This window comes from Xenorhabdus bakwenae (assembly GCF_030272115.1).
Lineage (GTDB): Bacteria > Pseudomonadota > Gammaproteobacteria > Enterobacterales > Enterobacteriaceae > Xenorhabdus > Xenorhabdus bakwenae.
The window spans coordinates 2,117,499-2,132,289 of record NZ_CP119194.1 but is presented as its reverse complement, the minus strand read 5'-3'; the positions used below and the strand labels follow the sequence as shown (position 1 = coordinate 2,132,289).

General features: G+C 44.5%; 14 protein-coding genes, 1 other RNA gene and 1 pseudogene. 11 read left to right on the top strand and 5 right to left on the bottom strand.

The window, feature by feature from the left end:
- Nucleotides 1-65 precede the first annotated feature (65 nt).
- The 4 genes from PXH59_RS10945 (at nt 66) to PXH59_RS10930 (ending at nt 3,066) form a co-directional block, all read left to right on the top strand.
- Entirely contained in the window at nt 66-437 is a 372-nt protein-coding gene (locus PXH59_RS10945; RefSeq protein WP_047767715.1) for a YacL family protein, read from the top strand.
- Between the two features lie 172 nt (nt 438-609).
- Nucleotides 610-1,482: a small-conductance mechanosensitive channel MscS gene (gene mscS / locus PXH59_RS10940; RefSeq protein WP_285808341.1), complete on the top strand. Its 873-nt coding sequence runs from the start codon at nt 610-612 to the stop codon at nt 1,480-1,482.
- Between the two features lie 138 nt (nt 1,483-1,620).
- Nucleotides 1,621-2,262, top strand: a complete 642-nt coding sequence (gene argO, locus PXH59_RS10935; protein ID WP_285808340.1) for an arginine exporter ArgO — start codon at nt 1,621-1,623, stop codon at nt 2,260-2,262.
- 69 nt (nt 2,263-2,331) lie between these two features.
- Nucleotides 2,332-3,066, top strand: a complete 735-nt coding sequence (locus PXH59_RS10930; RefSeq protein WP_285808339.1) for an oxidative stress defense protein — start codon at nt 2,332-2,334, stop codon at nt 3,064-3,066.
- Here PXH59_RS10930 and PXH59_RS10925 read toward each other — a convergent pair.
- Nucleotides 3,063-3,968: a LysR family transcriptional regulator ArgP gene (locus tag PXH59_RS10925; protein ID WP_047767721.1), complete on the bottom strand. Its 906-nt coding sequence runs from the start codon at nt 3,966-3,968 to the stop codon at nt 3,063-3,065. The two genes, PXH59_RS10930 and PXH59_RS10925, sit on opposite strands and share 4 nt — an antisense overlap.
- A 163-nt stretch (nt 3,969-4,131) precedes the next feature.
- On the opposite strand from PXH59_RS10925, the gene rpiA reads away from it, so the two are divergent.
- Both rpiA and serA read left to right on the top strand, forming a co-directional pair.
- Nucleotides 4,132-4,791, top strand: a complete 660-nt coding sequence (gene rpiA, locus PXH59_RS10920) for a ribose-5-phosphate isomerase RpiA (protein ID WP_285808338.1) — start codon at nt 4,132-4,134, stop codon at nt 4,789-4,791.
- 270 nt (nt 4,792-5,061) lie between these two features.
- Nucleotides 5,062-6,303 carry a phosphoglycerate dehydrogenase gene (gene serA / locus PXH59_RS10915; protein WP_285808337.1) on the top strand — a complete coding sequence of 414 codons (1,242 nt, stop codon included), beginning with the start codon at nt 5,062-5,064 and terminating at the stop codon, nt 6,301-6,303.
- A gap of 95 nt (nt 6,304-6,398) precedes the next feature.
- Here the strand turns inward: serA and PXH59_RS10910 are convergent, their stop codons facing one another.
- The 4 genes and pseudogenes from PXH59_RS10910 to zapA all read right to left on the bottom strand — a co-directional run bounded on the left by PXH59_RS10910 (nt 6,399) and on the right by zapA (nt 8,482).
- Entirely contained in the window at nt 6,399-7,106 is a 708-nt protein-coding gene (locus PXH59_RS10910; protein ID WP_285808336.1) for an IS1 family transposase, read from the bottom strand.
- 90 nt (nt 7,107-7,196) lie between these two features.
- Nucleotides 7,197-7,792: pseudogene (locus PXH59_RS10905) on the bottom strand (5-formyltetrahydrofolate cyclo-ligase).
- Nucleotides 7,793-7,846: 54 nt separating this feature from the next.
- A non-coding RNA gene (gene ssrS / locus PXH59_RS10900) (6S RNA) lies at nt 7,847-8,030 on the bottom strand.
- A 146-nt stretch (nt 8,031-8,176) separates the two neighbouring features.
- Nucleotides 8,177-8,482 (bottom strand): cell division protein ZapA, encoded by a 306-nt coding sequence (gene zapA, locus PXH59_RS10895; protein ID WP_047767729.1) that lies wholly within the window; start codon nt 8,480-8,482, stop codon nt 8,177-8,179.
- A gap of 398 nt (nt 8,483-8,880) precedes the next feature.
- On the opposite strand from zapA, the gene PXH59_RS10890 reads away from it, so the two are divergent.
- From PXH59_RS10890 to gcvT, 5 genes are all read left to right on the top strand, one after another.
- Nucleotides 8,881-9,456, top strand: a complete 576-nt coding sequence (locus PXH59_RS10890; RefSeq protein WP_047767731.1) for a YecA/YgfB family protein — start codon at nt 8,881-8,883, stop codon at nt 9,454-9,456.
- An 82-nt stretch (nt 9,457-9,538) separates the two neighbouring features.
- On the top strand, nt 9,539-10,855 hold the full coding sequence (gene pepP / locus PXH59_RS10885; protein ID WP_285808335.1) for a Xaa-Pro aminopeptidase: 1,317 nt from the start codon (nt 9,539-9,541) through the stop codon (nt 10,853-10,855).
- 24 nt (nt 10,856-10,879) lie between these two features.
- Nucleotides 10,880-12,070: a 2-octaprenyl-6-methoxyphenyl hydroxylase gene (gene ubiH / locus PXH59_RS10880; protein WP_285808334.1), complete on the top strand. Its 1,191-nt coding sequence runs from the start codon at nt 10,880-10,882 to the stop codon at nt 12,068-12,070.
- A 13-nt stretch (nt 12,071-12,083) separates the two neighbouring features.
- Complete coding sequence (gene ubiI, locus PXH59_RS10875; RefSeq protein ID WP_285808333.1) at nt 12,084-13,316, top strand: FAD-dependent 2-octaprenylphenol hydroxylase; 1,233 nt, start codon at nt 12,084-12,086, stop codon at nt 13,314-13,316.
- A gap of 373 nt (nt 13,317-13,689) precedes the next feature.
- Nucleotides 13,690-14,787 carry a glycine cleavage system aminomethyltransferase GcvT gene (gcvT, locus tag PXH59_RS10870; RefSeq protein WP_285808332.1) on the top strand — a complete coding sequence of 366 codons (1,098 nt, stop codon included), beginning with the start codon at nt 13,690-13,692 and terminating at the stop codon, nt 14,785-14,787.
- Nucleotides 14,788-14,791 lie beyond the last annotated feature (4 nt).

Sequence of the window (14,791 nt, the reverse complement as noted above, 5' to 3'; positions counted from 1 at the left end):
GAACTGTTTAAAATCCAAATGGAATTATTTGGCATCTGTAAAAATAGTAGGTGAGGGGGTATGTGATGGAATATGAATTTATGCAGGATATTGCCGGCCAAGTAACAACATCCTTTTCAATGGATCATGAAGCCATTGGTCATTGGTTGAATGAAGAAGTGAAAGGCGATTTGCGTGTATTGGATAAAATCATTGTGGCCTTGCAAGAGATTAAAGGGAGTGAACGCCAGTGGCAGTTGGCGGGTCATGAATATACGCTATTAATGAGTGAAGATGAGATCATGATCAGGGCCAATCAACTTCAATTTGATACAGAGGTTATAGAAGAAGGAATGAGTTACTACGATAACGAGAGTCTGGCTTTTTGTGGGACAGATGATTTTATCAAGATGTTGGGAGACTACAGAGAATTTATTTTGCACAAAAATAAAACATAAGTGGCCGTGTTCAAGCCATGAAGGCTTTCTGCCATAATTTATATTCCACACATTCTTGTGTTGTGATAGTGGCTTTCTATTCTTTGAACGGGAGCCTATCTCTGCGAGTCGTGTTCGTTGTGAATAACGGCATTGAACGGAAATAGGCTCCAATAATCACGGTGGGCTTTGTATGGAAAAGATCAATCTGTCAAATGAGATTGATAAAGCGGCAAACTGGTTTACCAACAATCAGGATCTACTGATTCAGTATGTGGTAAACATCGTATCTGCCTTTTTGATCCTTATCGTTGGCTTATTTGTTGCCAAGTTGGTTAGTAAAGCCATTAAGCGTGTTATGTCCCTACGTGGCATTGATGCCACCATTTCTGATTTTCTGGCCGCGATTATTCGTTACGCCATCATCGCGTTTACGATTATTGCTGTTCTTGGGAAATTGGGTATTCAGACTGCTTCTGTGATTGCAGTCATCGGTGCCGCAGGTTTAGCGGTAGGTCTGGCATTGCAAGGTTCACTGTCTAATTTTGCTGCCGGTGTTTTATTGGTGCTTTTCCGCCCACTGCGTACTGGCGAATATGTCAGCATTGGTGCCGTGGAAGGAACTGTCATGCAAGTACAGATTTTCTCGACAACATTGCGCACGGCAGATGGCCGTATCATTGTGATCCCTAACGGTAAGATTATCGCGGACAATATTATCAATATCAGCCGTGAACCTGATCGCCGTACCCAAATTATGGTAGGTGTTGCGTATGATGCGGATATTGATGAAGTGAAAAGAGTGTTGGGTGATGTGATTCAGGAAGATAAACACATTCAACATGAAAAAGGTGTCACTATTCGGCTGCATGAAATGGCACCTTCATCATTGAACTTTATTGTGCGTGTGTGGACCACCAATGGTGATGCCTGGAACGTCTATTGGGATTTGATGGAAAACTTTAAACGTGCTTTGGATAGGCACAATATCGGCATTCCATTCCCGCAAATGGATGTTTATCTGCATCAGCAAAATAGTGTTTTACAGAAGAAGACGAACGAATAATCAAGATATCGTGATGTGAGAGTTTCTCACATCACCTTTCCTAATGATGTATTAGAATCATTCATTTTTACTAATGCATCATCTTGTTTAATATGCACTGATATCGTAACTAATTGAATAATTATTAGGAATCTTTGCATGTTTTCAACATTTATTCAGGGCTTTTTTCTTAGTGCTGCGATGATCCTTCCGCTTGGACCCCAAAATGTATTTGTCATGCAACAAGGGAGCAGGAAACAGTTCCATTTAATGAGTGCAACATTATGCTCCACAAGTGATGCTCTGCTTATTATGGCGGGAATATTTGGTGGCAGTACCCTGCTGGGGCAATCTATACTTTTATTGCAAGCGGTGACATGGGGAGGCGCTGTATTTTTACTATGGTATGGCTGGGGCGCTTTTCGAACTGCGTTATCGGCAGAAGTCGAATTTTCCCATGCTGAAAAAATTATCCAAAGCCGTTGGCGAGTTATCGTCACGCTATTCGCTGTGACATGGTTGAATCCCCATGTTTATTTGGATACCTTTGTCGTATTGGGCAGTATAGGCGGACAATTGTCCGCCGAACTTCGGTCGTGGTTTACCATTGGGGCAGTGATGGCGTCGATCAGTTGGTTTTTTGCCTTGTCATTCTTGTCTGCATGGTTTTCACCTGTGCTTAATCAACCCAGAGCGCAACGGATCATCAATATTTTCGTTGGTTGTATGATGTGGTATATCGCCTGGGGCTTAATTCAGCAAGGATATAGATTTTTTATCAATCACAATATTTCTCTATAGATTACTTCTCTCTAGAGAGTGTGCTAATGTTTTTGAAAGCGCCTTATTCATGTAACTTTAGGAGGTCTTGTGAAACGTAGATCACTGGTATTGGCCGCAATGATGGCTTTAGGCAGCTTGTCTTGCATGACAGCTTCCGCCGCTGACTCACTCTCTATTCCACATATTTCCACCTCTGGTAACGCGATAGTTAAAGCGACGCCAGATATGGCTACCCTGGTAATCCATGTGAGTGAAACGCAAAAGAGTGCGGCAGAAGCAAAGAAAAAAGTCGATGAACGAGTGGCGAAATATTTTGATTTCCTGAAAAACAGTGGCATCGAAAAAAAAGATATTGATGCTGCTAATTTGCGCACCCAGCCAGAATATCAATATGAACAAAAGAGTGGAAAATCGAGTATTACAGGTTATCGGGCGTCGCGTTCAGTTGAAGTGAAAGTTAACAAGCTAGAGCAACTGAATGCCTTATTGGATGGTGCCCTGAAAGCAGGGCTGAATGAAATTAACTCGGTTCAGTTTGGTGTCAATAATCCGCAACGTTATCGTGATGAAGCCAGACAAAGAGCCATCGAGAATGCCATTCAACAGGCAACGACATTGGCAAAAGGGTTCAACAGTAAGTTAGGCCCTGTGTATAGCATTAATTATCGTGCGCCTGAAGCTGTGCCTATACCAATGAGTCGTCTGAAATACCAGGCTGACTTGTTGGCAGCGCCCGCTTCTGGCTCTGCCAGCGAAACTTACGAACCACAGAGCATAGAGTTTTCTGATCATGTTGATGCCGTTTTTGAATTACAGCGTTAATGAGCATCATCTTCCTGACGTAACATCTGGCGCCCTCGTTTTAGCAGGGCGTCAGTGACTTTTCTCATCGTTCCGCTTTCAGGGGCAAAACGATGCCAATAAAGCATACGGCGTTGGCACAGCCCTGGTGTGAGATCGACTAACTCACCGGCTTTTAGCTCTTTGTCGATTTGCAAGTGTGGGATCATGCAACAAGTCGAACTTTGTTTTGCCAGTTGAACGAATGCTTCGGAAGAATTCACGATATGGCAGGGCACACTTCCCGGCGATAAATCGAAATTCTGTTGTAAAAATGCTTGATGCATATCATCTAAATGGTCAAATGCAACCGCAGGTGCTTTCAGTAATGCTGAACGCGTGACGCCATTCGGGAAAAAACGGTCTGCAAACGCCGGAGAGGCGACAAACAGGTAATCCAGAGCGCCTAATTTATCAACTAAGCAGCTTGGCAGAGGTTGAGACTGAATACTAATTGCACCGACGACTTCACCACGCCGTAAACGCTCCTGAGTACGGGTTTCATCTTCTACTTGAATATTTAACCGAATAGGTAGATCAGACAAAACCGGATGGAGAGCCGGTAAAAGCCACGTTGCCAGGCTGTCTGCATTAACAGCAAGGGAAAGCAATAACGGGATCTCATTACTATTTTCATCACCCAGCCATTGTGCTTCCAGCATTTCCACCTGATGTAATAGCGCAAGCAACTTTTGCCCTTGCTCTGTCGGGTGGGGAGGAACAGTGCGTACCAATAGTGGCTGACCAAACATATTTTCTAATTGCTTGATTCTCTGGGATACCGCTGATTGAGTAATACAAAGTTTTTGCGCTGCCCGCTCGAAACCACGTTCTTTGATCACTGCGTCTAATGCTTGCAATGATCGGTAATCAGGACGTTTCATTGAAAATAAGATTCTCCGTGTTTGCACTTTTTGTGTTACAGCCCAATAAAAACCATTATGTGGCCTAACCAGCACTATGCCATATTTTTTCATGAGGTGAGCCAATATTGTTTATACTAGCCGTCAGATTTTTCCTTGTAACTGATTATAGGCTGTGATCAATATGACTCAGGACGAACTGAAAAAAGCAGTAGGTTGGGCGGCATTGGAATACGTTAAACCGGGTACAATTGTCGGCGTGGGTACAGGTTCTACCGCCGCGCATTTTATTGATGCGTTAGGCACTATCAAAGATAAAATTGAAGGTACTGTGTCAAGTTCAGACGCATCGACTGAGAAATTGAAAAGTCTCGGTATTCCTGTGTTTGACTGCAATGAGGTTGACGCTTTGGATATTTACGTTGATGGTGCTGATGAAATTAATGGTCAAATGCAGATGATCAAAGGCGGCGGCGCAGCGTTGACCCGGGAAAAAATCATCGCGGCGGTTGCGAAGAAATTTATCTGTATTATTGATTCGTCTAAGCAAGTCGATGTGTTAGGCAAATTCCCTCTGCCAGTTGAAGTCATCCCAATGGCACGGGCTTATGTGGCTCGTGAGCTGGTGAAATTGGGCGGAACACCGGTTTATCGTGAAAACGTAGTCACTGACAATGGTAATCATATTCTGGATGTTCACAACCTCTCGATTGTTGATCCCATTGCGTTAGAAAATAAGATCAATGGGATCGCTGGCGTGGTGACAGTGGGCCTTTTTGCTAACCGAGGAGCAAACGTAGTACTGGTAGGGACTGCGGATGGCGTTAAGACGCTCACTGAATAAGCATTTATTGAGGGCAGAATAATCTGCTCTCAAAATATTTTTATTTTTATTCAAAACAGAAAATTTAGTGATATATATCACTTTTATGTCTAAAAAAACCGCAAAACTCTGCCTTTATCCCGTAACGAATTATTTTACTTTGCATAACAACTTATTTACTGTTGCTTATTCTGTGATATAAGCAATCGATTGTATTGCCGTTACTGTTTTTTTTGTTATTTTGGTGGCGTCGATATGCATTATGAAAGTAAGTACAACTAGGGCGGGCAAATGGTTAAGGTATCTTTAGAAAAGGACAAAATTAAATTTCTGCTGCTGGAAGGCGTTCACCAAAGCGCAGTAGATAGCCTGAAAGCGGCAGGGTACAGCAATATTGAATATCACAAAGGGGCATTAGAACCGGAAGAATTGAAAGCCGCGATCCGTGATGCCCGATTTGTCGGTATTCGTTCCCGCACCCAATTGACCGAAGAGATTTTCGCCGCAGCGGAAAAACTGGTTGCAGTTGGGTGTTTTTGTATTGGCACTAATCAGGTTGACCTGAAAGCGGCGGCAAAGCGCGGTATTCCGGTATTTAATGCGCCTTTTTCCAATACGCGTTCGGTCGCTGAAATGGTATTGGGTGAACTGTTGCTGCTGTTACGCCGTATTCCTGAGGCGAATGCCAAAGCCCACAATGGAGTATGGGATAAGCAAGCAAAAGGTTGCTACGAAGCGCGCGGAAAAAAATTAGGCATTATCGGTTACGGGCATATTGGTACACAGCTTGGCATTTTGGCGGAAAATATTGGCCTGAATGTCTATTTCTATGATATTGAAAATAAATTGCCATTAGGTAATGCACAGCAAGTTCATCATTTGTCTGAATTATTGAATATGAGTGATGTTGTGAGCCTGCATGTTCCCGAAACTGCTTCAACCAAAAATATGATTGGCGCAGCAGAAATGGAATTGATGAAACCAGGTTCAATTCTGATCAACGCATCACGGGGTACGGTAATTGATATTGAGGCCCTCAGCAATGCGTTGGAAATCGGGCATCTTTCTGGTGCCGCGATTGACGTTTTTCCTCATGAACCCGCAACAAACAATGATCCCTTTATCTCACCATTGAGCCAGTTTGATAACGTACTGCTGACGCCACATATTGGGGGATCGACACAAGAGGCCCAGCAAAATATCGGTTATGAAGTTTCTGGTAAACTAGTCAAATATTCTGATAATGGTTCAACATTATCAGCGGTCAATTTTCCCGAAGTCTCGCTCCCTGTTCATGCCAAAGATACGAACCGATTACTGCATATCCATGAAAACCGCCCGGGTATCTTGACCAGTATTAACCAAGTGTTCACTGAGCAAGAAATCAATATTGATGCTCAATATCTGCGGACTGACAGCGGCATTGGTTATGTAGTTATTGATATTACGACGGAGAATTCAGCTCAGGCTGAATTGGTCTTGCAGAAACTGAAGGCTTTGCCGGGCACGATCCGTTCTCGCTTGCTTTACTGAGATATGATTGCTCGTTAACAAGGATCGTGATTGATTAGAAAGTCAGGGGCTATTGAAGACACAATAGCTCCTGTTACTGGTCATGCACCCAATAGTTAGATAACCTTTGGAAGATAGTATTCACGCTCAATGAAAGTGCCTATCACTTTGTCATGCATTTCTTCGGATTTGGAATAACAGATCGTTTTCCGATTCAGTCTCTTGATGCGAGTACGTAAGGTCAGATTGGTTCTTTCGATACGTTGAGTAAATTTCTTCCCTCTAAAGTGTTTTTCCTCAGAAAGGCAATCGTAAACGGCATAATTATCGGTACAGAAAAATTGAATTTCGAAAGGAGCCAGAAGTGCCAGCAATTTGCTCAGTGTTTTCCTGCTGCGATCCCCCAATACGTGCGCGATTATTTGCTTTTGCTCCGGTTCCCAGGCATACCAAAGCCAGCGCTGATTCTTCTTGTTACCGACAAAAGACCATTGTTCATCAATTTCGCAGATAATATGAATATTATTTGCGGCCAGCGGCAGTGTAGTTACCTGTCTGGGTTCGAGTTTTTTTAGGGTACGAAGAACGGTGTTGATACCCACCTTCAGGACACGAGCGGTGTCTCTGATACCGCCATTATTCGCAGCCATATCCACAATCTGATCTTTCATTCCGGGTTTGCAGGCTTGGTAGGTGTAATTCAGTTGAAAGGTTTTACGGCAGGCATAACAGTGATAACGCTGATGTCCGCTGCTTCCTTTTCCATGCCCTTTGACCTCTTCCGCTTTGTGACAGTAACGACAAACCACATCAACTTTAGCCATATCTCACCAGTAATAAAAAGTGGGGAGTTTACTACAACAATCTAATGATTGGAAGCATGACCCCTGTTACTCACTGAGTAGAATCGTCGTTCATATCCATCGCCATACTTTTTCTGGGGTCATGATCTCTGGCAGAGGAATATCCCAACTCGCACTGGGTAGTTTCTCAACTAACTGAAAATTGTGGGCTAATCCAATCGGATAAAAATTCTGTTGTTGCCATTTTGCGAGAGTCCTATCGTAGAATCCCCCCCCATCCCTAAGCGTTGCCCTGTACAATCGAAAGCGACCAAAGGAATAAACATGACATCAAGTTCAGCGATGGGTAAAACCTGCCGAACATCCAACTGAGGCTCTTCGATATTAAAGCGATTACGAATAAGAGGCATATCGGCGCAATAACGGAGAAACAGCAGGTGATTGCGGCTGAAAGGATGCAATATTGGCAAATAGACCTGTTTGTTTTGCTGCCAAAATTGTTGAATTAGCAGACGCGTATCTAATTCTCCATCAAAGGAGAGATAGAGGGCAATTTTATCAGCTTGCTGGATTTTAGGGTGCGCTATAGCCTGTTTAACGGCTTGTTGAGCAAATTGCGATTGTTGTTCAGGGGATAGATTTTGCCGTAGCTGCCGAATTTTTTTTCTAATGGAATTGCGCAGAGAAAAAGAGGGATCTGATTGCATGATACCTGCCTGTTAATTAACACAGCAAAGGATACAAAACAGATAAAGAATGAGAAGTTCTCCAAGATGCCGTTACAGGTGGTAACCCTTGAACCCTTGGTTCAAGGTGAACGTAGCGTCGTTGCTATTAGGCTTCTTGGTCTGGCCAAGCATGCTCACAAGAAACGTAGCACCACATTCTATAGAGATGAAATATCGGCTCAGGGGACTTCCCTGCTCACGAACACCTCAGAGAAAATTTTTGCTGCTTAAACCAACTAAATAGGCTTTAAGCAATGCTATGAAGCCTATTGTATGGAACTAAACGAAGAAAGCAACTGCTTATATTAATCTATAGTGACTACTGCCTGATTTATCAACAAGATTAAGTTGACGACTGGAGTATCAGGTCACTTTACCTTGCTCTAACAGTGCCTTTTCAATGGATTGCTGGAGCATTTTTATTTTTTGTTCCATATTGTAAGCATAGTCACGGGTTTTCATCTTCTCCTGTGCCAACTCGTGACAGACATTCAGTGCCACAATAAAAACCAGTTGCTCAGTGTTAGTGACTCTGGTGCGTTCTTTAAGGTTATGCAAACGCTGGTCAAGTTCCTCAGCAGCAGCTTGCAACGCTTCAACCTGCTCTGTTGGACAATTGACACGTAATGACCGCCCAAAAATCTGAATATCTACTGGTTGTGCAGACATGACACCTTCCTGATTTATTATTGTGCCGATACCTTGATGTTGATATATATCCCTTATTTCTCAAATTGCGGCTTTGTTGCCAGAGCTGTAATCTGAAATCTATTGGGTATAAAGTAAATTATGGTATAAAACAAGGCCGACACCAATCATTACCGTACAATACCAAAAGCCCCTTTTTCTTCCCTTCATCTTCAAGCAGCTGCTTTTGGGCAATGTTCACTTATCCCAGTCAATGAATTATAGATATAAAGTATCTATGTTTTGGGGATTCGTGCCCTTGCTATCAACGCGGCATCTCGAAATCGATTGGGGATATATCGGTGTGTGCTGTCTGGTATAGCGACTCCCCTTGATGGTAGCATAGCATGAACTTATATCGCCAACGATGATCAATATACATGTCTATACAAAACTCATTACCTAATTATCAATCATTTGATGAAATTTTGCATCAACAGTCCGTTGCCCTGACAGCCGCAGAAATACATGGCTTAATCAGTGGGTTACTATGCAGTGGAAATCACGAGAGTAGTTGGCAGACACTGGTGCATGATCTTGCGAATGATGGCCTGGCATTTTCTCAGGTTTTGGCTCTGCCGCTGAAGGAATTGTACGAAACGACGTTTGAATTGCTGGATGACAGTAGTTTCTCGTTCCATCTGTTGCTTCCTGATGAAGAGGCGGGAGTTTTTGAATGCGCAGAAGCGTTGTCGGGATGGGTCAACCACTTTCTGCTCGGATTGGGCGTAGCCAATCCTAAATTGACAGAAAATCCAGAAATTCAGGAGATTATCACCGATTTACGTAACATCGGCATGTTGGGCTATGACGAAAACGAAGATCAGGAAGAGCTATCTCAAGCCCTTGAAGAAGTACTGGAATATGTCCGTGTTGCGGTTCAACTCTGTTATATCGCGTTTGCGACACCTAAAACCGTAGGCAGTGCAAAAAATGAAAAACCAACATTGCACTGATTGGCGGTATTCACCCTATAAATTTCAAGCCTTGGAAGATAAGGGGTATACCAACTAATAATATGGAATTGCAGGAGAGGGTATGACTAAACAAGAATATTTATCCCGTCGTCAGGCATTATTGTCAAAAATGGCCCCGGCCAGTGCGGCTATCATTTTTTCGGCCCCGCTTGCGACACGTAATTCAGATAGTGAATATCCCTACCGTCAGAACAGTGATTTTCTGTATCTGACCGGTTTCAGTGAACCGGAAGCGGTTCTGATACTGATCAAAAGCGATGAGACCCACAATCACAGTGTGTTATTTAATCGTGTTCGCGATTTGACGGCGGAAATTTGGTTTGGTCGTCGTCTTGGACAAGGCGCTGCACTGGAAAAATTGGGGGTGGATCGTGCCTTGCCATTTGGCGATCTCGATGAACAACTCTATTTATTGTTGAATGGCTTGGAAGTGGTTTATCACGCTCAGGGCGAATTTGAATACGCGGATAACCTCTTTTTTAGTGCTTTAGATAAATTGCGCAAAAACAGCCGCCGTAACTTCAAAGCGCCAACGGTCATCGCAGACTGGCGCCCGTGGCTGCACGAAATGCGTCTGTTTAAATCAGACGCTGAATTAGAAACCCTGCGCAAAGCCGGGGAAATCAGCGCACAGGCGCATATCAGGGCGATGCAGGCTTGCCGCCCTGGTATGTTTGAATATCAGCTTGAAGCTGAAATCCACCATGAATTTACCCATCAGGGCGCACGTTACTCTGCTTATAACACCATTGTTGGCGCGGGAGATAATGCCTGTATCCTGCATTACACTGAAAATGAACGCCGTATGAAAGAGGGTGATTTGGTGTTGATCGATGCGGGATGTGAATATCAGGGATATGCAGGTGACATTACGCGGACATTTCCGGTAAATGGCCAGTTTACGCGCCCTCAACGTGAAATCTACGATATTGTGCTGGAAGCTATTAATTTTTCCCTTGAGCTATATAAGCCGGGGACCAGCATAAGCGAAGTTACCGGACAAGTCGTACGCATCATGGTGAAAGGGTTGGTAAAATTGGGAATTATGCATGGTGAAGTCGAACAATTGATCGAAACCAATGCTTACCGTCAATTTTTCATGCATGGTTTAAGTCACTGGTTGGGGCTGGATGTACATGATGTCGGCGATTACGGTGTTGACCGCGATCGTATTCTGGAACCTGGCATGGTGCTGACTGTAGAACCTGGACTTTACATTGCACCCGATGCGGATGTCCCGCCGGAATACCGGGGTATCGGTATTCGTATTGAAGATGACATTGTGATAACAGAAACAGGAAATGAAAACCTGACTGAGTCTGTCGTGAAAGATCCCGATGAGATAGAAGCTCTGATGGTACAGGCAAAGCACAGTTAAGGTTAACGTGATCAGGAAGTGATAATGAACGTGATTATTGTGGGCGGAGGAATGACAGGAGCGACATTGGCTCTGGCTATTGCTTCGTTGAGTCGGGGGCAATTGCAAGTCTCCTTGATTGAAGCAGCAGAACCTGCCAGAAAACATCTGGGTTTTGATGCAAGATCCATTGCTTTGGCTTATGGTACATGCCAGCGCTTGCATCAGGTCGGTATTTGGCCTGCATTACAACATTGTGTTACCCCAATCACTCACGTTCATGTCAGCGACCGCGGCAATAGTGGTTTCGTCAATATTTGCGCCAGTGACTATGACATTCCGGCATTAGGCAATGTGATTGAATTGCATGATGCCGGAATTCATCTTTTTGAGTTATTAAAACAATCTTCAAATATTAAACTTTACTGCCCGGCTAAAGTGAGTTCCGTAGAACGTTTAGACAGTTCTGTCGTGGTTTCGCTGAATAATGGTGAAAAACTGACAGGAGAACTGCTGGTCGCTGCGGATGGTAGCCATTCTGCGATAGCCCAGGCGTGTAATATACCCTTTCAACGGCGATCTTATGAGCAGACTGCCATTATTGCCAATGTTTTGACTTCCGAACATCCTCAAGGAAGGGCATTCGAGCGTTTTACCAAACATGGGCCATTGGCGTTGTTACCGATGTCGGAAGGGCGTAGTTCACTGGTATGGTGCCACCCACTGGAACAACAATCAGAAGTCAATAACTGGAGCCAGCATGAATTCTGCCAACAGCTGCAAAAAGCATTTGGCTGGCGTTTGGGAAAAATGCGGGAAACCGGTCAACGGCATAGTTATCCATTGGCTTTATCGACCGCCAGCCGGCAAATTAGCCACCGTCTGGCGTTGGTCGGTAATGCTTCCCAAACCTTGCATCCGATCGCTGGGCAGGGTTTTAACTTGGGAATGCGTGATGTGATGGCTTTGGCACAAGTCATTTCAGTAGCGGCCACTGCTGGACAGGATATCGGCTCCTATAAAGTACTGGCACAGTATCAGCAACAGCGTCAGGCCGATCGTGACACCACGATTGGACTTACGGATGGGTTGGTCAGATTATTCGCCAATGACTATTTACCGTTAAAAATGGGACGTAATCTTGGCTTGATGACAATGGAAAGATTATCCCCGATGCAGGATCTATTTGCCCGTCAGACATTAGGTTGGGTTGCACAGTCACCATTGGCAGATTAAGAGGAAAGAAAAAATGCAATCATTTGATGTGGTGATCGCAGGGGGTGGAATGGTTGGCCTTGCGTTGGCTTGTGGTTTGCAAGATAGTGGTTTGCGTATTGCGATTGTAGAAGAGCACCCACCGACAACGCCATTTAGTGTCAATGATGAATATGCGTTACGTGTTTCGGCCATCAATGCAGCCAGTGAACGATTACTCACTCACCTTGGTGTCTGGCAAGATATTGTTGCAATGCGGGCCAGCCCTTATCAGGGGATGGCAGTTTGGGAACGGGATAGCTTCGGACGTATTCAATTTAATGCGGCGGAAAATGGCCTGACCCATCTGGGCCATATCATCGAAAACTGTGTGATCCGGCAAGCACTCTGGCAACGTGCGGAAAATTTGCCCGATGTGATGATTTTCACCCCATCCTCTCTTAAGCATGTTGCCCGGGGAGAAAACGAAGCCTTTATCACGTTATCCGATGGAAGCATGCTGACTTCACGGTTGGTCGTTGGTGCAGACGGTGCCCATTCCTGGTTGCGTCAACATGCCGATATTCCACTGACTTTCTGGGATTATGAACACCATGCATTGGTCGCGACAATTCGGACTGAGGAGCCTCATGAAGGTGTTGCACGTCAGGTTTTCCACGGTGATGGAATATTGGCTTTCCTGCCACTGCCCGATCCTGACTTATGTTCGATTGTATGGTCATTGCCGGCTGAATCTGCACAACAGCGCAAAACTATGGAATCGGCGCTGTTTAATCGGCAATTAAGCGCGACATTTGATATGCGTCTTGGTCAATGCAGACTGATCAGTGATCGACAAACTATCCCATTGACGGGGCGTTATGCCCGCAATTTTGCCGCTCATCGGTTGGCGCTCTTGGGCGATGCGGCACACACTATCCATCCACTGGCTGGTCAGGGCGTTAATCTTGGATTGATGGATGTGGCAGAACTGACAGGTGAATTGAGCCGCTTAAACCAGCAAGGCAAAGACATCGGTCAGTATCTCTATTTGGGACGTTATGAACGTCGCCGTAAACACAGTGCTGCGGTCATGCTTGCAGGTATGCAGGGTTTTCGTCAGCTATTTGATGGCAATAACCCGGCTAAAAAATTATTGCGTGGAATGGGATTAACACTGGCTGATCACTTACCGGGAATGAAGCCGCAATGGCTTCGTCATGCAATGGGACTCAATGACCTGCCTGATTGGTTGATCGCTCAAACCGCTTCGGTTGAAAAAATCTAATTCAGCCCATGAATTAGAATTAGTTTTTCTCATATCAGGCTAAGGTGTGTTGAGTCGATTTACTTCGCACTTTAGCCTTTTTTCAATCTAAAAAGATTGTTTTTTTGCCATTTGTTAAAAATTTTGAGTATTTTTGTGCAGTAAATCAGACAAAAATTCTGTATGGCAATACGTGCCTTTTCAGATGGCTACAGCAATGCAGCTAATTTATTTTATGGTTCATTTCCTGTTTCAGTGATAACTTCTGATCCCAAGGTATCGTTTGCGTGATTAACCGCTTCTTTGCTTCATGATCCAACACCTGCCGGTTAATGCGCCGTATGTTTTTTCAGGTCACGAATGTTTTCATGTCAAGAACGTAAAGAGGGAAATAATGTCAAAACACACCCCACTATATGATCAACATCTGGCATGCGGAGCACGCATGGTAGATTTTCATGGCTGGATGATGCCCCTGCACTATGGTTCACAAATTGACGAACATCATACAGTGCGTGCTGATGCTGGTATGTTCGACGTTTCCCATATGACCATTGTGGATCTACACGGTCCAGATTGCCGTGATTTTCTCCGTTATCTTCTGGCCAATGACATTGCCAAACTCACCGAACAGGGCAAAGCGCTATATACCGCAATGCTAAATGCATCTGGCGGCGTCATTGATGATCTGATTGTCTATTTTTTCACTGATAATGCTTATCGTATGGTTGTGAATTCGGCGACCCGCGAGAAAGATTTGGCCTGGATTTATCAACATGCTGAGAAATATGACGTTGAAATTACCGTGCGTGATGATTTGGCCTTGATTGCAGTCCAGGGACCAAACGCGCAAGCCAAAGTGCAATCCTTGCTAAGTGATGCGCAAAAACAAGCGGTAACGGGTATGAAACCTTTCTTTGGCGTCCAGTCGGGAAATCTGTTTATTGCAACGACGGGTTATACCGGCGAAGCAGGTTATGAAATTGCACTGCCCAAAGAACAAGCGGCAGACTTTTGGCAACAGTTATTGGCAGTAGGGGTAAATCCCACTGGATTAGGGGCGCGTGACACATTGCGTCTTGAAGCGGGCATGAACCTCTATGGTCAAGAAATGGATGAAACTGTTTCACCTCTGGCCGCCAACATGGGATGGACAATTGCCTGGAAACCGGAAGACCGTCACTTCATAGGTCGTGAAGCATTGGAAAGACAACGCGAAACCGTTACTGATCAGTTGGTTGGACTGGTCATGCGTGAAAAGGGAGTATTGCGTGGTGGTTTAACTGTCAACTTCACTGATGATTCCGGTGAAATGCGTTCTGGCGTGATTACCAGTGGAACATTCTCCCCAACCTTAGGATTTAGTATAGCCCTTGCACGTGTACCGCAAGGTATTGGTGAACAGGCGGTTGTCCAGATCCGTAATCGTGAAATGCCCGTACAGGTTGTTAAACCGGGCTTTGTGCGGATGGGAAAACCACTTGTAGAGTGATAAA